This window comes from Sporolactobacillus caesalpiniae (genome assembly GCF_040513385.1).
In the GTDB taxonomy this organism is placed as follows: Bacteria; Bacillota; Bacilli; order Bacillales; family Sporolactobacillaceae; genus Sporolactobacillus.
The window spans coordinates 69,380-87,188 of record NZ_JBEVCB010000007.1; the positions used below are offsets into that span (position 1 = coordinate 69,380).

The following is a 17,809-nucleotide window of genomic DNA, read 5'->3' on the forward strand; positions in this document are numbered from 1 at the left end:
TGTGTAAATAAAGCCGTACAAGGAAAACATATAATAAAAAAAGGAATGACACAATGATCGGTCTGCTGCTTGCTGTCGCTCTCTTTAATAGCACTGCTTTTCTCATCAATAAACGACTCACCAAAAATCAAATCGTACATATTTGGACGTTTACCGTTGCCGTGCAGGTGCTTACTGATGGTTATTTGTGCAAAAAATATCATGCCTATTGGTATTTCTCAGGTTCTCTTGAGTGGCCGACACTCTTTGTATTAACCGTATTGATCCCACCGGTAAACATCATTTTTCTAAACGGTTATCCCTATGGAAAATCTTTTGTTAAGCAGCTGATTTATATCCTTTTCTGGGATGTAGCGATTACCAGTTATGAACTGATTGCACTTTTGCCTGAGCCTTGGGGCTACTTCAACTACGGTTGGTGGCGAATAAGCTATTCGTTCATCGTCTACCCATTTTTACTGTGGATTGTCGCGGCTTACTATAAATGGATCCGAAAGATTGAAAAGGAGTAGCTCTTAGTAGATGCCGCAATCCTTAGTGCCGCGGCTGCTAATTCTTGCATGATCCCTAGTGAAGCGATCACATTCTTGCGTTTCTCAATACTAATAATATCAAGGACAAATTTTTTGTGACTATCAAATTGAAAGCCGAGTAAAATGGTTCGAAATAGACACAGTATCCTCTTGGTTGATTTAAAAAGCAGAGGGTGCTTTTTTATTGACATAGAATCCGGCATGACCCCTGATCGTGCATTGATCGCTGATTTTCGTGCATAGAATTCGGGTTTTCATGCATTGGAGCACCGCTTTCGTGCATGAACCCGGCGTGACATTCTGTTTATGCATTGTGTGTGAACGCTGTTGCAAGTAAAGTCATACATTACCTTGCTCAAAATGAAAGTTATTTTCATGAATGCTATTTCATTGACAAATACGCCTCAAATAATTATATTAAAATTAGTTACAAAATAAAAATTCAAATTGAAATGAATTTCATTTTGTATGGCAAGACAATCGCTTGTAGAGTCTGTTCAAAAAGGAGGACAAAAAGAGCCGAGGTTAGGCAAATCGCCACGTCCTGTGGCATGCCTGACACTAGCTCGTCCTGAGCGTCGAAGATCAAGGAAGCGCAGTTTCGAGCTACCCGCACGTACTTTCACAGGATGTGATGACTTCAACGTTGTGCACAGGACGTGCACGTTGTTAGTTGAAGTTCCCCTGCTAATACGTGAGGAGCGGAGAAACAAGCTGACACAGAACTTCCGCAGGATGCGGTGACTTCTGCGTTTTGCACAGGACGTGCATGCTGTTAGCAGAAGATCCTCATTGCCTTTTTCCCGGACTTTTTGAACACCCTCTTGTAGTGGTTTCGATCGTTTCAAAAAAAATTATTTGGAAGGATGAGTTAGATGAAAACGTATAATTGGGGTATGATTGGTACCGGATGGATCGCACATGAAATGGCTGATGCGTTAAATAGTGTCAATGGAGAAATTTATGCAGTGGCTGACGTTAACGAAGCCGCTTTACAGGCTTTCAGTGAGGAAAAAAAGATTCATCGGACATTTACGAATCCTGATGATTTGCTAAAAGATCCAAATGTTGATATCGTATACATTGCAACTCCCCATAATTTTCACTATGAATATATTATGAAAGCATTAGAAGCCGGTAAAAACGTATTTGCTGAGAAAGCAATAACGGTTAATTCCCGACAGTTAACTAATGTGAGACAATTAGCTGCTGAAAAAGGTTTGATTGTGACTGAAGGTTTAACCTTATTTCACATGCCGCTTTATAAAAAGGTAAAACAGCTGATCAGCGACGGAAAAATCGGTGATGTTAACTTAGTTCAAGTTAATTTTGGCAGTTTAAAAGATTATGATGTCAAAAACCGCTTCTTTAATAAAAACTTAGCCGGCGGTGCACTGCTTGACATTGGTGGTTATGCGACTGCCTTTGCCCGTTCATTCTTAAAGACACAACCTGTTAATGTTTTGACAACCGTTAAATATTTTGAGACCGGCGTCGATGAACAATCAGGTATTCTTCTGAAAAATTTAGATGATCAAATTGCGGTACTGTCATTGTCGATGCGCGCAAAACAACCGAAACGCGGAGTCATTTCAGGCACCAAAGGCTATATTGAAATATCGAATTATCCGCGTGCCACAGAAGCCGCTATAACCTTTACAGATGATGCGCACACGGAAACACATGAAGTAATTACGGCCGGAGATGCATCCCTTGCCTTGCAATACGAAGTTCAAGACATGCAAAGATATATTGAACAAGGCCATGACGACGGTGAATTTGCACTCTCCTACGACATTATGGACGTATTAACCAACGTACGAAATCAATGGGGGATGAAATACCCGTTTGATCGTACAGACTATTAAACAAGGACTGTAGCATGGAAGCGACTAATAAAGAATTCGTAAACAGAATCTACGCAAATTTAGGCAATTATTCTAAATCGGAAAAAAAGATCGTTGATTTAATTATCAGCGACCCCCAGTTTGTGATCAATGCGACCATTTCACAGCTGGCAAACCGATCCGGTATTAGCGAAGCATCAGTCTCGCGTTTCTGTAAACGAATTAATCTGAATGGATTTCATCATTTAAAAGTATTATTGGCACAGAGTTCATTAATTAATGCTGAATCGCCAAACAGTACCTCATTAACCAGTCACGATAAAGTTTTAGATAAATTAATGAGTGACAAGGAAGAGGAAATTCAAGCAACCTTAGAAGGTTTTGACAAAACACTCATCAAAAATACAATGAACGTCATTAAAGATGCTCGGCTAATTCAAATCATGGCAGAAGGCAATACATTTCCGGTCGCACTCGATGCTTGCTTTAAGTTCAATCAAATTGGTCGGTTAGCATTTACATCGAGTTCATGGGAAGTGGCTATGGGGCAGACGTTAAACTTAAATGACTCAGATGTGCTTATTGTCATTTCCAATTCAGGAGAATCCAGGCAGCTGCTCCAATTAATCGAGGTTGCTAAGAAAAACCAAGTAACGATTATCACGCTCACGAATAATGAAAGTTCTCCCATCGCCGCGCTGTCCGATCATAATGTGGTTACAGCCAGCAGAGGTACGATCTTTATGTCCGAGTATTTCTTTTCGAGAGTATCTGCCGTCACAGCAATCGAAGCGATTTTCATGCTGCTTATCGCAGATGATCCTCAGCTTAAGAGCAAGATTCAAGAGCATGAACTATTAATCGCGTCAAAAAAGATTTAACTAAAACAAAGCCCGCACTTTTACAGGTGTGGGCTTTGTTTTGGTTAGGAACATGCTCATTCCACATGCGCATTGTTTGCCAAGCGGGCACGCTCAACCTGAATCGAGCCCGTGCTCCCCTTATATCCTGCCAAACTCTTGATTAATCGGGAAAAAATTCAGTTTAATCCGGGAAAAATCCACAACTATCCAGGAGATATTAATCCATATCCGTGAATCGAGCCCGAACCCCACCTTTATCCTGCCATACTCTTGATTAATCAGGGGAAAAATTAATTTAATCCGGGAAAAATCGAGACAATCCGGGAAAAAAGGCTCCATATCCGGAAATCGGGCACGTGTTCCACTTTTCTCCTGCCATACTCTTGATTAATCAGGGGAAAATTCAATTTAATTATTTGTCAACGATTATTCCTGTTAATCAAACAAAGATAAAGCAATCCAAAGTTGGCTGTTCAATTGCCAAAATGGATTACTTTATTATGTGTTACTATTCGTCTCAATCTGAATTTGCTGAAGCAAAGGAATCGCGGAAAGCTCATTATTTTTAAAAACGAGACACTGCTGATATTAGTGGTTATTTCTTAATTTTTACTCGCTCTCTTTCATCCCTTTTCCTGATGTTTCAGTTTGTCCCGTTCCACTTGAATCTGATCCGGGTCGATGCGTATAAATAGCGGATCAAGATGCTCCGGCAGTTTTCCCGGGCAATGAATGACCGTCCATTTGAATTCGCCAAGATGAAGTGCCTCACTGAGTTTCTGACTGGAAAAAGGTAAGAATGGCGAAAGCAACTGAGCGAGATTGGCAATACTGAACACGCATGTATTCAAGGTTGCATAGGCTGCAGCTTGATCAGAGTTAACCGTCTGCCACGGCTTTCGTTCATCAAAATATTTATTCAAGCTGCGAATCCACGAGAAAATTTCACTAAGCGCCGATTTTAAATGTGCGGATTCAATAAGTCCGCCAACCTTTTCATAAAGCGCATCCGTCGTTTGGAAAATCTGCGGATCAACCTGTTTTTCATCCACGCTAAAATCAGGCAGCTTCTCAATAAACTTGAGCGTGCGATTGACAAAATTCCCATACGCCCCGAGCAATTCGCCGTTGTGGCTCTCGATAAATGCCTTCCAAGAAAAGTCAGCATCATGCGTTTCGGGAGCGTTAATCAACAAAAAGTAACGAATGCTGTCCGGATCATAGCGTTCAAGAATATCCGGTGCCCATACTGCCCAATTACGGCTTGTGGACAATTTTTTCCGTTCAAGTGTCACGTATTCATTAGAAACTAAGTGTGTCGGCAGTGCTTTTTTACCGATACCAAGCAGAATCGCCGGCCAAATAATTGTGTGAAACGGAACGTTGTCCTTCCCCTGAACATAGTAAGAAACCGTTTCTTCATTCCAAAATTCGGATATATCCTTGTGGTGTTCCTCTCCCCAGCGGACGCTTGCCGAATAATAGCCGGAGACCGCCTCAATCCAAACATACACTTTTTTATCCTCAAACCCTTCGATCGGCACAGTGAAACCGATCGGCAAATCACGGGTGACCGCGCGATCCTGCAAACCTTCATCTAAATAGCGCTGCGTGAGATTTAGGGCATTTTCCCGCCAATCGTTATTCTTTTTTGCCCGTTGATACAGCTGCTTCAAGTCCGGTTGAAATTTACTAAGTGCAAAATAAAGATGCTCCACCTCACGAAGTTCGGGGGTATGTCCGCAAAGTTTGCATGTCGGCTCTAGCAGATCAACCGGATCAAGAATGGTCGAACACGCATCACATTGATCACCTCTCGCATGCGCGCCGCAATGCGGACAACTGCCTTCAACATAGCGGTCCGGCAGAAACTGCGCGCAATACGTGCAATACATTTGCTTTGTTTTTTTGTGATAGATATAGCCGTTGTCATAAAGTTGTTTGAAAATATCCTGAACAACCTTGTGATGAATCGGTGTGTCCGTGCGCGTGTAACAGTCAAAGGTAAATCCAAGTTTCTCAAAACATCGCTGAAAAGAATCATGATAGCGATCCGCAATCGTTTTAGGCGATACGCCTTCCTGCTTCGCGCGAATCGTGATCGGCGTTCCGTTGCAGTCGCTTCCGGAAACATAGAGTACTTTTTCACCTTTCTGCCTGAAATAGCGTGCCAAACAATCCCCCGGAATCAGGCTCGATAAATGCCCAAGATGAAGATCTCCATTCGCGTAGGGCCATGCGCCCGCAATCAATACTGCCATAGTTCTTCACTCCTTTTTTAGAAAACAAAAAAGCCCCCGTCCTCATACATTCGTCATGTATAAGGACGGGGACTTATGTCCACGCGGTACCACCTTAATTTATCAGCAATTCACGTCGCTGATCTCAGCGAGTACGGAGCGTCTGCTCGATACTCGGGTTTTAGTAACCGGATTCCGCCCGGCCATAGCCTAACCGCAAATGCTGCGGATCGGTATGAATGCTCAGAGGCCATTTTTCAGCTTGGGATTCTGCTTCTCTCACCAGTTACGAAGCTCTCTGCGGAGAATCCTGCTGCTTACTTCTTCTCGTCATCGCATAATGTATTTAGGAATAGTATAGAGAGTTCGTGTTTAAGATGCAAGGAACTTAAGATTGAAATAAGATCGTTTGAATCAATTTGAGACAATCATCAATAACGTGCGCAGGAGCTCTATCTTTATAATGAAAGTGGCGTGCATGCCAATTTAAGCTTTTTAATTGGTCCGTTAGGATCACACCCTCGATGGAAAGACTCTGAGGAAGATCCACTTCAAACGGATAGCCTTTCTTTTGTGAAGTAATAGGACATACAAGTGCAAAATGAGTGGCTCTATTAAACGTTTCTGGAGACAAAACAATAGCCGGGCGATGTCCCGCCTGTTCATGGCCGGACTGGGGATTGAAGTTAAAGAAAACAAGATCACCACGTTCAGGAACATAGGTCATTACAACCATTCATTCCCCTCTTCGCCAAGATCTAGTTCTTCATGACGATTCTCAGATGTGATTTTGGAAAGCAGTTCATCAAGAGACGGAGCGGATTTTAATGGTTTTAGAATAATGTCTTTATCCTTGATTGAAAATTCAAGTTCGGTCCCTTTTTCAATACCCGCAGATTCTGCAACTGACCGAGGCAAACGGACGGCAAGACTGTTTCCCCACATTTGAACTTTTGTTGTCACATGAATCCCTCTTTTCTTTGCTGTTTGATGCTTTCTTGTATCCATTATATCATCTCTTCTCTTTCTTCGTATATACAAAGTGTATACGAAGAACTGAAAATTGATACATCAACTTTTGAAAAAAGTGGCCGGGTTCATGATCTTTAATTTTGAAATGCTTTGCCCACCGCCCATGTCTGATGTTTATGGAACAGCAACGATTTGTATGTGCGCGCATCGACCCACTTTAAGAAATGGCCATTTTCTATGGGCTGTTGCACATTTTGTAGAAGACAAGCGGTGTAAAAATAACCGTCACTCAAAATAGGCAACCCTTTTCGTGAAATGAAGTATTGCCTCGCCTCTCCACTGATTAACAAATCCCACAGTAATGACCAACTGGCAGAAAAATTGAAAGATGAAGTAAAGCAAAAAATTGCGGACATTAAGGAATGTGGCATTAACTTTGATGCCCATCTATTAAGAGAATATCAGGAAAAATAATATACATCCATTTACTACATAGAGTATAATTTAATCAAGGACTTGCATATACTGATACCACTATATAGAGGTGGTGTTCGATGTGCTTGATAAAAAGGAGGACAAAGATATGCCAGTTGTAAAGGACAAACCTCAAGCAAAAGCTGCTCAAAACATTCGAAGAATTATTAGAAAAAACATGGAAGAAAAAGGATTGACATTTGCTGATCTATTCCCAGAGAAGAAAAATAAAGAAGAAAAATGAAATATAAAATTATAGTCGATACAAATGTCTTTATCCACTATTTTTTTGACGGTGACGAAGCAAGTTCGTACTTAATTGATCATATTGATGATTTTGGAAGATTCTTATTTTCCCACAATACGATAGGAGAACTATTATATATTTTGAAGAAAATAAGCCATGACTATCACTTTACGAATGAAGATATTGAGGCTATTTTACATTCAGCAGTAGACATGTTTTTATATGGAAAGTCTGTTAGCACAAAATTGATTAACGTGGATGAACTTCCGGTTATTAGAGACCATGATGATCAAATGTTTATTGAACTGGCCTACGCTGGTAATGCTGATTATATTATAAGTTACGATAAAAGAAGTGGATTGTTTGACTTAGAAAATGCCCCCTTTTCCTGCTATACACCAAAAGAATTTTTTAAAGAAAAACAGTGATCGGCAACCTTCCTAAAAGAAAAATAGATGTTCCCAATCGGTACTGCTAACCCTATTAATTAATCCTCACGTTAAATTATAAATTCAATTGTTTTAATTCCATAAATCTCTTAAGCTGCACGTGATCAATCGGCTCATTATTCTCGACGGAATGGAGTAGTTCATGGAATACCGGTTGCAGTCCGTAAAATGTACGGATACGCTCGAACATTTCCTCTGAGGATTCATCGGATTGATAAAAGGAAAGAACTTTTCTCGTATATTCAGGTCCATAGTTCCAATAAGCGCCCGCAAAATCAAAGGCCGCATCACCCATTTGCGCATCGGTAAAATCGATGATCCCGCTGAGTCGATTTTCAGCTCTGTCAAAAAGCATGTTAGACGCTGAAAGATCGCCATGAATGGGCACCTTTTTATAGTTGAATGCCGAGTATCTGTTCAAAAAATGACTGAATATCTCTTCGATCGCCCGGCGTTCTGCATCACGCAATGCTCTAAATACTTTTTTTCTCAGGGATTCAAATAACGATTGCCAATAGTGAAACGTATGTCGAGTAGGCAGAGTACAGCCTTGAATTTGATGCAGTTTCATGAGAAAATCGCCAAGTAATTGAGCATTTTCCGGATTCTTCCTTAAATCAAATGGGTGTTCATTCAGCGATGCTCCTGCCAAAAAAGGATAAGTCACTGCACAAAGTGTTTCGCCTTCATAAATTGGTTTGTACCTCGGAACCTGCAACAGAGGTTTCTTTAGTGAGAGTCGCTTCAAAAGGTCACATTCGTCCTTCGTTTGTTTCATGATCTGATCTGTTTTCGGAAAGCGAAAAACTTGCTGTTTGTTTATGATCAAGATGTCGTTGTCCCAGCCATTTGTCTTTACTTCACTCGTATCAATAGCCAGTTCCGGCATCGTGCGCTTGACAAAACGAATCATTTCTTCTTTTTTCACAAACACTCATCCTCTGCTAAAAGAATAAATCTGTTTCGCAATTTTCCTTGGCCGAACATCCAAGTGTAGCAACTCGGACAGATTGATCCATACCGGATGATAGCTGCCTTTTTCAGGATCGGGCTGTGTCATTTCTTCGCCCTCACCTCTGCCGAATTTACCACTTAGAATAGTAGCTTGGAAGAAGTATTGCCTGCCATTGAAGAAAAAGTCATCAATAAATCGATCAATTTTTACGGTTACACCAAGTTCTTCGAAAGCCTCTCGAAGCACCGCCTGCTCCGGAGTCTCGCCCTTCTCAATTCCGCCGCCGGGAAATACGTAATAATGGTCGCCATTTTTCATTCGCTCGATTAATGCAACTTTACCGTCTTCAATAATGACAACTGATCCGCGGTTCCTCATCATCATCACCCCTCGTCGGGATGCAGAGCTTCCCATCCTTCGCTGACGATGAAATAAACAAGAATCAATGCCGCGACGGAATCAGCCCACCACCAATTGAAAATTGCGGTTAATCCCGCACCAATTAGAACCGTGAATGCCATATAGGCGCAGACCAGATTGCACATGCCGTCTTCAATCAGAGCATCACTACCAATCGCTTGACCGATCCGCTTCTTGGCAATCATCAGAATTGGCATCAGCACGCAGGAGCCGACAACAAGAGCAATCCCTAGAAAACTCGCTTCCGCACTCTGCCGCGTGATCAAACGATAGATGGACGACAAGATTACGTAGAGTGCGAGCAGCATCAGGGCGGCGCCAACCACATAAGAAGAAATACGTTCCGCGCGCGCAACTTTTTCCTCACCGGATTGATTCTTTTCCGTTTGCAAACGCCAGAGTAAAAATCCTCCGGAGATCAATTCAATCAAACTGTCTAATCCCAAAGCAACCAGCAGCAATGAGTGTGCCGCTATTCCCGACCATAAAGCAATCATGAACTCAATAGCCATCCACGCAATAGAAAAACGTTCGATTTGGATTCCTTTATTTATTAAGATCATATTGTGGTTATTCACAGTCATTCCTCCCCTCGTTCTGACCATACTTTTTTAAGTCTATTATAACCTTGGCCGAGTCATTATTTTTGCAAAAAAAGTGATTTTATGCTATAATTATACTAATTAAACGTTCGGATATAATAAGATTCTCCTGGCCGGGGGAATCTTATTTTTTTGTGGGAGTGTTTTATCTTATGAAGGATCAATCCAGTATAACCGCACTCGTTTCTGCATTCAGTCGTGCCTATCACAGTCACTATGATTATCCGAAGGTATTTGATGATTCAGTCGCCGCTAAATTAATCACAGCTGAGGAATTTGGTCAAGGGCGAAGCAACCGGGTGGAGAATATGGTCAAAATGGCTGCCGGAAGCGGAGAACCGATGAAAAGTTGTTTTTCTTTTACCGAATTGGAACGCTTACTAGAAAACGCCGACTTGCTTGTTTACGAGCATCTATCCCCTAATGAGATTAACGAACGTTACTATAATCACCGACAGGACTATCTGTCCGCATTTGAAACCATCCATTATATTCACGCTGTAAAGCGATAATTGTTTGAAATCTTCTTGCCAATCCGTTCAAAAATGGATTGGCTTTTTTAATTCTCTGCATGAGAAAAGAGCTAGAGTCGTATCCAAAAGAGGCGTACACTAAACATGTATTTAATTTCGAATAATGAGGAGGTGATTCGCATGGACGTCGCAGAGTATGAATTCCCATCGGTTACGCAAGCTGATGGGAATTCATAATAGAACGGAGTCCTCTGGATGAAGGAAAACTTAAAACTGTATATCAAGCCGCTTAATCAATTGGCGGTTCCATTAATCGCCAACTCGGTTTTCGGCTTATCTATAGAATTAATCGATCAGGCAATGGTCGGGCATCTTTCTGTTTCCGCCTATGCGTCAGTCGGCGCGGTCGGGAATTTTCTGTATACACTGGCTGGAATTTTTGGTACGATCGCGATCGTGTTAAACATTCTCGGATCGAAAGCAATGGGCGAACGGCGTAAGGACAAGTATCTGAGCACACTCTCGTCTTCGCTCCTGCTCAGTCTGCTGCTCGGCATCATTTTCGGAGTGCTCTGCTTTTCATGCGGTCGAATGCTGCTCCATGCTGTCTATGGTTTTTCCGGAACCGCACTTCATGACGGAACCTCATATCTCTCGCTGATGAGCGGGTACATGCTGCTTCAGTTATTGATTTTTACTTTGACGAACTGCCTAAAAATCAAAAAACGGACGCAATGGATCTTAATCATTTCTACGACGACAACCTTGCTGCACACCGGCCTGAATTATCTGCTTATTTTTGGGACATTTGGCTTTCCTCGATTAGGTGTCGGCGGTGCCGCGTTTTCCAGTATGATCACGATGAGCATGGATGTACTCGCGTATTGCTGGCTGCTGAGAAAAGATATTCGCTTGGCACTTCAGTCTCGTCCAAATAGAGTGCGACTGATCATTCGTCAAAGCCTGCCTTTAATGGGGCAAGAGCTACTGCAAGGAAGCCTGTTTGTTATTGTGCTTAACGCGCTCCTTGCCCATTTGGGGGCACTTGTTCTTTCGAGTTATCTGCTTGTCGGACAACTGCTCCAGATTGGCTTGATTCCGGCATTTATGTACAGCAGCGCGCTGCTCACGCTCGTCAGTGAAAGCATCGGCGCGCATCGAATAAATGACTTGCAGGCTTATCCGAAAATCGCCTCTTTGCTGACGATGATTCTTTTTTCCGTGATAGGAATCATCTTTTATCTGTTTCGGGCATCTGTTGCCGGGGCGATCACGAATGATTCCCATTTGATCGGATTTTCTTCGGGGATCTTTTTGCTCCTATGGCTGGCCAACCTGTTCAATCCTTTGTTTGAAGTTTATAAGGCTGCCCTGCAATCCGTCGGAAAAAGCACATTTGTATTAATCGCGACTCTGGTTGTCCACACGACCGCACTCGTGATTATGATCTTAACGACATTCCCGCTTCATCTCGGAATCTATGGAATTGTAATAGGCCTTTTCATCGACTATTTCGCGATGTATCTAGGTATGAGAATCGCCTATTCACGAGATGTACAGCATTTAGAGCAAATCGTTGCTCATTAACTTATAAGCACCTCCATGAAGATCATGGTAGGTGCTTTTTTAACATCACACACTTAGTTTTTCTGAGCAAGCGAACCTTTTTTATCCTGCGTTAAGGCAGAAAAATACCACTGTCAAGGGGATTCGTCTATGGTATAGTGAAATTGAAATAAATTTTGAAGAAAGGCTGGGCAAAAATGAAGCTCTGCATTGACAATGCTCCGTGCAAGGTCTAACTCAGGACGAACCTGCATGGAGCACGTTTAGCATCGTCCGTTAGGCTTTGCACTTTAATTTAGAACCATTAAATTAAAAGGAGCAAAGTCAAGATGAAAAATTTAAAAAAGACAATAAGTGAACTGCACACTTTTTTTATTCTTTGGATCACACAATCGTTTTCGGTGCTGGGCAGTGAAATGACTAATTTCGCACTGGTGATCTGGGTCTACCAACAGCATGGATCAGCACTTATGACGGCATTGCTGACCATCTGTTCCTATGTTCCTTACATTCTGCTCAGTATTTTTGCGGGAGCATTGAGCGACAAGTGGAACAAAAAATTGACCATGCTGGTTTGTGACAGCTTTGCCGCACTATGTAGCGCAACTGTTCTCGTTTTACTTACAACAGGAACTCTTGAACTGTGGCATCTCTATTTGATCAATGCTTTAAACGGCCTAATGAACACGGTGCAGCAACCCGCGTCGGAAGTAGCCATAAGCTTGCTCACTTCACCGAAACATTACTAAAAAGTCAGCGGCGTACGTTCTCTTTCCAACTCATTGATTACGGTGCTGACTCCGGCACTTGCTGCTACCATGCTGGCTTTTACAACGATTCAAGTCGTTATTTTCTTTGACCTGATGACCTTTTCCGTCGCTTTTATTGTTCTTTTAGGATTTATTAAGATTCCAAACGTCGCAAAGCAGAGACCTGACAAAAAAGAGACGGTCTTGCAATCCGCAAAAAAAGGGCTGAACTTTCTTAAAAATAATCGCGGTATTCTTGACTTGATTTTATTTCTTTCCATAATCAATTTTACCGTTTCAATTTTCAATGCCGCCCTGCCGGCGATGATTCTTTCACGAACAGTCGGGGGAAAAACGGCACTTGGGATGGTGAACACATTTTCAGGACTGGCAATGGTGCTCGGAAGCATTTTGGTCACAGTCGCTCCGACTCCAAAGAGCCGCGTTCGTGTTATTTTCAGTTCTTTACTTTTTTCAATGAGTACAGAGAACTTCATTCTCGCTTTCGGAAGGAGTACCCCGATCTGGTGTTTCGGCGCAGTGCTAGGATGGCTATTCATTCCAGTTATGACTGCGCAGATGGACGTACTACTTCGTTCAATAGTTCCCGTTCAAATGCAGGGATGCGTTTATTCTGTGAGGAACACGCTGCAATTTTTTTCGATCCCTGTCGGCTATTTTTGCGGAGGCATTTTAATCGATAAGGTATTTGAACCATTTATGGCCGTACAGCAACCTCATAGTCTGTGGAGTTTTCTATTTGGGGTGGGGAAAGGTTCCGGAGCCGCTTTCTTATTTATGGTAATCGGCATTGTAGGGACATTATCTTGTTTACCATTTCTTACAGACAAAAATATCTGGAAGTTAGAAAATAAAAAATCAGCATGATTATAAGAGAGCGGCGGCCGCAGGACCACCGCTCTCTTATATAGAAATTCCAAGCTAAAGCGCAAAGCTTATACTTCCTCGCAAAAAATGGTCTGTTATTAGTTACTGCTAGACAACAGATCAACATTCATGGGAACGATATTTTATCTTTCATAATGCGTACGACCACTAATAGATTTTCCGAGTATGCCTTCTTTAGTTTTTTTAATCTGATTTGGGTGTTTGGATAAATTCTGGACTGTCATTCTTCGATCTTGTTCTTTTATTTTATAAATAGCAAGGTTATTAAAATCAATCCCAAAATAAACTAAAAACTGATAAATATTATCTTTGGTGATCACAACGTTTGAAGACAGTTATTCACCATTTGAAGACGTTTGATCCTTCGCGAAGGCAGAGTTACTTGGTATACTAAAGTACGTAGAGGCAAGAGCGACAATAAATAGGAAACTAGTTTTTCAACACATACCTTTCCATTTCCCGAAAATATTAGCATATTTAAAAAGAAGGGTTTTTATGAATGATATTATAAATTTGGTTATATTTATTTTTATATTTATATTCTGTGGTGTAGTCCTTTTTCAATTACTGAGAGTTCTAAGTAAAGATCTAGATTTTATTCAACTAATTACGAAGTTCATTAAAAGTTTGTTTAAATCGAAACATTAAAGTTGAAAATCTCACCTCGTTCGCCCCTTTCCACGATTAGTTTCTTGCGCATGTACAAAATTGGTGTTGCTTCAAATCGTTCGACAATGATATCCATTGCTTCCTCTCCTCTCAAACAAAGGATATAGCTATTTAAAATGTTTTTCATCAACTTTTTTAAAATAATTTAGTTCGCTGCTGAAGAAGAGTAAACTAAAATTATTCCCATTGATCGTCCCAATAGGTTTTCTCAATAAAAAATTCTGGAGTAATCAAATTGCCGATAAAAGCGTTTTTCTTAGATTTTTACGGCACGGTTGTTCATGAAGACGGACAAGTCATTTCATATATTTGCAATAAGATTAAAAAGAGTTGCGGAACGAACGCAAGCCCCGCCGAAATCGGCGCTTACTGGTGGCATAAATTCTCAGAGCACACTCGAAACTCTTTCATTAAAAAGCACCCTTGATCACTTTGGTTCATCCCTAAACGAAACCGAATTAAGTGACTTAATGTTTCAGCATTGGCGGACATCCCCACTCTTTGACGATGCAAAAGTTTTCTTTGACCACATTGATCTGCCTGTCTATGTGCTCTCGAATATAGATACATCAGACCTCCAAGCAGTTATCCATCACCACCAGTTGAAAATTGACGGCTCTATCACAAGTGAAGATGTTCACTCGTACAAGCCGCGCCCGAAACTTTTTCAACAAGCACTCAACCGTTATCAATTGGATGCGGATGATGTACTCCATGTTGGCGATTCACTATCAAGTGATATAGCCGGTGCAAAAAAGGCGGGTATTAAATGCGCATGGATCAATAGGAACACTAAACGACCACCTAAAGCAGGTGGGTTCAGACATAAATGTCTGCGACTTAAAGTCGCCTTCAAGACTGAAGTCTTCTAAAAGTCCTTATGCTCAAAGCATACTGAATTCTGACTGAACTCAATCTTCAATCTTGAAAATGTCGTCCTTGACCTTATTTGACTGGTTCGCAATATAATTACGGATGATTTCGTCTGTAACGGTTCCAACCGTTGCACAGAAATAGCCTCTCGACCATAAGTGCTGACCCCAGTACCTTTTTTTCAGCTCTGAAAATTCATCCTGTAACAATCTGGATGAACGTCCTTTCAGATACTGCATAACTTTACTCGGAGCCAGACTTGGCGGACATGAGATCAGTAGGTGAACATGTTCTTTGCCTACGCTCCCCTGCAGAATCGTGATGCCTCTTGCCTCACACCCCTGCCGGATCAGTTCTCGCAACCGTACAGCCACCTGACCCTGCAACACTTTGTATCGGTATTTTGTTACCCAGATCACATGATACTTGATATCATAGACCGCGTGACCACTTTTTTGATAGCCGTCCATACTTTTCACCTCTGTAAAAAGTATGGACACGAAAAGATAAGGCTAAAAGCGGATACCGCCTAAAGACGGTGGGTTTAGACCCCGCTTTTGGAAACTAAAGCATTACCCGATAGCATTTGCTTACCCGACTTCACCACTAGAGGGCTTGATGAATTATTGAAAATCGTGCACAACCAAGCCCATCCTCATCCATGACATTTTTTTGCTGCGTGAATGTACCATTCATAATAATTTGACATCCTGCTGACGCATTGAAAAAAAGTTCTTTACTGAGAATAATGCTGTTATGCAGTAAAGACGAAGCGCGCAGTAAAAATGCATGAGTAAACAAGACCAATGTTGCATTGTTCGAGCAAAAATATCAGCGTTCAGACAAAAAAATCAGCGTTCAGGCTAAAGATTCAGCGTTCAGAGAAAAAAATCAGCGCTCAAGCTAAATAATCAGCGTTCAGGCAAAAGAATCAGCGTTCAGACAAAAAAATCAGCGTTCAGAGAAAAAAATCAGCGTTCAAGCAAAAGAATCAGCGCTCGGGCAAAATTATCAGCGTTCAGGCAAAAGAATCAGCGCTCAGAGAAAAAAATCAGCGCTCAGGCAAAAGAATCAGCGTTCAGACAAAAAAATCAGCGTTCAGACAAAAAAATCAGCGTTCAGACAAAAAAATCAGCGTTCAGACAAAAGTATCAGCGCTCAGGCTAAAGAATCAGCGCTCAGGCTAAAGAATCAGCGTTCAGGCTAAAGAATCAGCGTTCAGGCTAAAGAATCAGCGTTCAACTTTTCCTCTCTTGGGTTGAACTTCACAGGGGTTCGGTTCAACTTTCCACTCGTTAGGTTGAACTTCTCCCAAGGGTTCGTTCTACCTCGACTTTTACGCTTATGCTGCGCATCTCGCGTCTACTACGCAACAGAGCATTTCTCTAATTTTTAGAGCAGCAACGAACATTTTTGTCATGAACTATGTGGTTGAATACTGCTATGCCAGCATGAGCAAACAACTTTATTGTCACTCCATGAAGGCTCTGATTACGTACGTGGAGTGTTTTGATTTGACTTTAATATAAGTGTACACTAATATAATTATATTATTATATAAGTGGGGGAAAATATATGAATGACGAAAAAAAGATTGAATCCATGTCCGATTTGCTGAAGATTGTCGGTGACAAGACTCGGTTGAAAATGCTCGCCTTCTTAAAGCAAGGTGAACGATGTGTCTGTGAATTTGTGGATTTATTCGATTTTTCGCAACCGGCAATCAGTCAGCATTTGAAGAAAATGCGTGCGGCCGGTTTAATCAACGAACGCAAGCAAGGAACTTGGGTCTATTACCGTCTTAATGATCAGCTTCCAAGCTATGTAACAGAAATTATCCAGGCACTGCCGCTCTTGGAGACAAAAACATGCGACTGTCAAGCAACCGGCCTGAACATTCCGTTGGAGACGTTAAAATGAGAAAGCTGTCCTTTCTCGACCGCTACTTAACCGTATGGATCTTTTTAGCAATGATCTTGGGAATCGTGCTCGCTCACTGGATTCCATCTTTTGTAAGCACGTTAAATAGCTTGCAAGCCGGAACAACATCCATTCCGATCGCTATCGGTTTAATCGTGATGCTTTACCCGCCTTTGGCAAAAGTTCGCTATGAGGAACTGGGAATGGTGTTTAAAGATATAAAAATCCTGCTACTGTCCTTGGTGCAGAATTGGCTGATCGGCCCTGGTCTCATGTTTCTTTTGGCGCTCATCTTTCTCCATGACTATCCGGCCTATATGACCGGACTCATCATGATCGGGCTGGCCAGATGCATCGCCATGGTCATCGTCTGGAATGATCTTGCTCAAGGAAATCGTGAATACACTGCCGGATTGGTTGCATTTAATTCTATTTTTCAAATCCTGTTCTACTCCGTATTCGCCTACTTTTTTGTTACTATACTGCCGGGATGGATAGGATTAGGTAGTCTTCGCATCCCGATCACTATGCTTGATATTGCGCAGAGTGTTCTGATTTATCTAGGCATTCCTTTCTCCGCTGGCATGCTGACTCGGCTGATTTTCGTCAAGATAAAAGGAAAGGTATGGTATGAAGCTGTTTTTTGTCCGCGGATTAGTCCGCTTGCCCTGATTGCCTTGCTTTTTACAATCATTATCATGTTCTCGATCAAAGGGGACATGATCATCCAACTGCCTCTTGACGTCATTCGAATCGCTGTGCCGCTGCTGATCTACTTTGTGATCATGTTCTTCATTTCATTCTATTTGGCGAGAAAAGCGGGGGCTGATTACGGCAAGACATCTGCGCTCAGTTTTACCGCGGCGAGCAATAATTTTGAACTTGCTATTGCTACAAGCGTCGGGATCTTCGGTATTCAATCAGGCGAGGCATTTGCTGCTGTTATTGGCCCGCTCGTAGAAGTTCCGGTCATGATTGCCCTCGTCAATGTTGCTCTGCGACTTAGAAATCAATTCAATCGCCATGAAAAGGCGTAAAAAGGTGGTTC

The 17,809-nt window shown here is 41.8% G+C and carries 18 protein-coding genes and 1 pseudogene; 12 read left to right on the top strand and 7 right to left on the bottom strand.

Annotated features, from left to right (window positions below; genetic code table 11):
- The first annotated feature begins 53 nt into the window (after positions 1-53).
- The 3 genes from ABWW58_RS14555 (at position 54) to ABWW58_RS14565 (ending at position 3,261) form a co-directional block, all read left to right on the top strand.
- Positions 54-512 (top strand): hypothetical protein, encoded by a 459-nt coding sequence (locus ABWW58_RS14555; protein ID WP_353869801.1) that lies wholly within the window; start codon positions 54-56, stop codon positions 510-512.
- Positions 513-1,408: 896 nt separating this feature from the next.
- Positions 1,409-2,401 carry a Gfo/Idh/MocA family protein gene (locus ABWW58_RS14560; protein WP_353869802.1) on the top strand — a complete coding sequence of 331 codons (993 nt, stop codon included), beginning with the start codon at positions 1,409-1,411 and terminating at the stop codon, positions 2,399-2,401.
- 14 nt (positions 2,402-2,415) lie between these two features.
- Positions 2,416-3,261 (top strand): MurR/RpiR family transcriptional regulator, encoded by an 846-nt coding sequence (locus tag ABWW58_RS14565; RefSeq protein WP_093671495.1) that lies wholly within the window; start codon positions 2,416-2,418, stop codon positions 3,259-3,261.
- Between the two features lie 605 nt (positions 3,262-3,866).
- Here the strand turns inward: ABWW58_RS14565 and metG are convergent.
- From metG to ABWW58_RS14580, 3 genes are all read right to left on the bottom strand, one after another.
- Positions 3,867-5,504, bottom strand: a complete 1,638-nt coding sequence (gene metG, locus ABWW58_RS14570) for a methionine--tRNA ligase (protein ID WP_353869803.1) — start codon at positions 5,502-5,504, stop codon at positions 3,867-3,869.
- A 367-nt stretch (positions 5,505-5,871) separates the two neighbouring features.
- On the bottom strand, positions 5,872-6,210 hold the full coding sequence (mazF, locus tag ABWW58_RS14575) for an endoribonuclease MazF (protein WP_353870014.1): 339 nt from the start codon (positions 6,208-6,210) through the stop codon (positions 5,872-5,874).
- Entirely contained in the window at positions 6,210-6,491 is a 282-nt protein-coding gene (locus ABWW58_RS14580) for an AbrB/MazE/SpoVT family DNA-binding domain-containing protein (RefSeq protein WP_353869804.1), read from the bottom strand. Before ABWW58_RS14580 ends, mazF begins: the two co-directional genes overlap by 1 nt.
- A 520-nt stretch (positions 6,492-7,011) precedes the next feature.
- On the opposite strand from ABWW58_RS14580, the gene ABWW58_RS14585 reads away from it, so the two are divergent.
- Entirely contained in the window at positions 7,012-7,173 is a 162-nt protein-coding gene (locus ABWW58_RS14585; RefSeq protein ID WP_353869805.1) for a hypothetical protein, read from the top strand.
- Positions 7,170-7,604, top strand: a complete 435-nt coding sequence (locus ABWW58_RS14590) for a putative toxin-antitoxin system toxin component, PIN family (RefSeq protein WP_353869806.1) — start codon at positions 7,170-7,172, stop codon at positions 7,602-7,604. Before ABWW58_RS14585 ends, ABWW58_RS14590 begins: the two co-directional genes overlap by 4 nt.
- A gap of 76 nt (positions 7,605-7,680) precedes the next feature.
- On the opposite strand, the gene ABWW58_RS14595 is transcribed toward ABWW58_RS14590, so the two are convergent.
- Genes ABWW58_RS14595 through ABWW58_RS14605 form a run of 3 tightly spaced genes read right to left on the bottom strand, consistent with a single transcriptional unit; the run spans position 7,681 to position 9,584 of the window.
- Positions 7,681-8,553, bottom strand: a complete 873-nt coding sequence (locus ABWW58_RS14595; RefSeq protein WP_353869807.1) for a phosphotransferase enzyme family protein — start codon at positions 8,551-8,553, stop codon at positions 7,681-7,683.
- A gap of 6 nt (positions 8,554-8,559) precedes the next feature.
- On the bottom strand, positions 8,560-8,961 hold the full coding sequence (locus ABWW58_RS14600; RefSeq protein ID WP_353869808.1) for an NUDIX hydrolase: 402 nt from the start codon (positions 8,959-8,961) through the stop codon (positions 8,560-8,562).
- 2 nt (positions 8,962-8,963) lie between these two features.
- Positions 8,964-9,584 carry a cation efflux transmembrane domain-containing protein gene (locus tag ABWW58_RS14605; protein WP_445783444.1) on the bottom strand — a complete coding sequence of 207 codons (621 nt, stop codon included), beginning with the start codon at positions 9,582-9,584 and terminating at the stop codon, positions 8,964-8,966.
- A 299-nt stretch (positions 9,585-9,883) separates the two neighbouring features.
- Here ABWW58_RS14605 and ABWW58_RS14610 point away from each other — a divergent pair.
- The 5 genes and pseudogenes from ABWW58_RS14610 to ABWW58_RS14630 form a co-directional block, all read left to right on the top strand.
- Positions 9,884-10,114 (top strand): annotated as a pseudogene (locus tag ABWW58_RS14610) (class I SAM-dependent methyltransferase); the annotation flags it as partial.
- A gap of 216 nt (positions 10,115-10,330) precedes the next feature.
- Positions 10,331-11,662 carry an MATE family efflux transporter gene (locus ABWW58_RS14615; RefSeq protein WP_353869810.1) on the top strand — a complete coding sequence of 444 codons (1,332 nt, stop codon included), beginning with the start codon at positions 10,331-10,333 and terminating at the stop codon, positions 11,660-11,662.
- A 308-nt stretch (positions 11,663-11,970) separates the two neighbouring features.
- On the top strand, positions 11,971-12,390 hold the full coding sequence (locus ABWW58_RS14620) for an MFS transporter (protein ID WP_353869811.1): 420 nt from the start codon (positions 11,971-11,973) through the stop codon (positions 12,388-12,390).
- Positions 12,391-12,423: 33 nt separating this feature from the next.
- Positions 12,424-13,278 carry an MFS transporter gene (locus ABWW58_RS14625; protein WP_353869812.1) on the top strand — a complete coding sequence of 285 codons (855 nt, stop codon included), beginning with the start codon at positions 12,424-12,426 and terminating at the stop codon, positions 13,276-13,278.
- Between the two features lie 1,160 nt (positions 13,279-14,438).
- Positions 14,439-14,840 (top strand): HAD family hydrolase, encoded by a 402-nt coding sequence (locus ABWW58_RS14630; protein WP_353869813.1) that lies wholly within the window; start codon positions 14,439-14,441, stop codon positions 14,838-14,840.
- Between the two features lie 39 nt (positions 14,841-14,879).
- Here the strand turns inward: ABWW58_RS14630 and tnpA are convergent, their stop codons facing one another.
- Positions 14,880-15,311: an IS200/IS605 family transposase gene (tnpA, locus tag ABWW58_RS14635; RefSeq protein ID WP_353869814.1), complete on the bottom strand. Its 432-nt coding sequence runs from the start codon at positions 15,309-15,311 to the stop codon at positions 14,880-14,882.
- A 1,105-nt stretch (positions 15,312-16,416) separates the two neighbouring features.
- On the opposite strand from tnpA, the gene ABWW58_RS14640 reads away from it, so the two are divergent.
- On the top strand, positions 16,417-16,761 hold the full coding sequence (locus tag ABWW58_RS14640) for an ArsR/SmtB family transcription factor (RefSeq protein WP_353869815.1): 345 nt from the start codon (positions 16,417-16,419) through the stop codon (positions 16,759-16,761).
- On the top strand, positions 16,758-17,798 hold the full coding sequence (arsB, locus tag ABWW58_RS14645) for an ACR3 family arsenite efflux transporter (RefSeq protein ID WP_353869816.1): 1,041 nt from the start codon (positions 16,758-16,760) through the stop codon (positions 17,796-17,798). Before ABWW58_RS14640 ends, arsB begins: the two co-directional genes overlap by 4 nt.
- The last annotated feature ends 11 nt before the right edge of the window (positions 17,799-17,809 follow it).

Coding starts and splice junctions, on each gene's coding strand:
- ABWW58_RS14555 (WP_353869801.1), top strand. CDS start 54: ATGATCGGTCTGCTGCTTGCTGTCGCTCTCTTTAATAGCACTGCTTTT.
- ABWW58_RS14560 (WP_353869802.1), top strand. CDS start 1,409: ATGAAAACGTATAATTGGGGTATGATTGGTACCGGATGGATCGCACAT.
- ABWW58_RS14565 (WP_093671495.1), top strand. CDS start 2,416: ATGGAAGCGACTAATAAAGAATTCGTAAACAGAATCTACGCAAATTTA.
- metG (WP_353869803.1), bottom strand. CDS start 5,504: ATGGCAGTATTGATTGCGGGCGCATGGCCCTACGCGAATGGAGATCTT.
- mazF (WP_353870014.1), bottom strand. CDS start 6,210: ATGACCTATGTTCCTGAACGTGGTGATCTTGTTTTCTTTAACTTCAAT.
- ABWW58_RS14580 (WP_353869804.1), bottom strand. CDS start 6,491: ATGGATACAAGAAAGCATCAAACAGCAAAGAAAAGAGGGATTCATGTG.
- ABWW58_RS14590 (WP_353869806.1), top strand. CDS start 7,170: ATGAAATATAAAATTATAGTCGATACAAATGTCTTTATCCACTATTTT.
- ABWW58_RS14600 (WP_353869808.1), bottom strand. CDS start 8,961: ATGATGAGGAACCGCGGATCAGTTGTCATTATTGAAGACGGTAAAGTT.
- ABWW58_RS14605 (WP_445783444.1), bottom strand. CDS start 9,584: ATGACTGTGAATAACCACAATATGATCTTAATAAATAAAGGAATCCAA.
- ABWW58_RS14615 (WP_353869810.1), top strand. CDS start 10,331: ATGAAGGAAAACTTAAAACTGTATATCAAGCCGCTTAATCAATTGGCG.
- ABWW58_RS14620 (WP_353869811.1), top strand. CDS start 11,971: ATGAAAAATTTAAAAAAGACAATAAGTGAACTGCACACTTTTTTTATT.
- ABWW58_RS14630 (WP_353869813.1), top strand. CDS start 14,439: ATGTTTCAGCATTGGCGGACATCCCCACTCTTTGACGATGCAAAAGTT.
- tnpA (WP_353869814.1), bottom strand. CDS start 15,311: ATGGACGGCTATCAAAAAAGTGGTCACGCGGTCTATGATATCAAGTAT.
- ABWW58_RS14640 (WP_353869815.1), top strand. CDS start 16,417: ATGAATGACGAAAAAAAGATTGAATCCATGTCCGATTTGCTGAAGATT.
- arsB (WP_353869816.1), top strand. CDS start 16,758: ATGAGAAAGCTGTCCTTTCTCGACCGCTACTTAACCGTATGGATCTTT.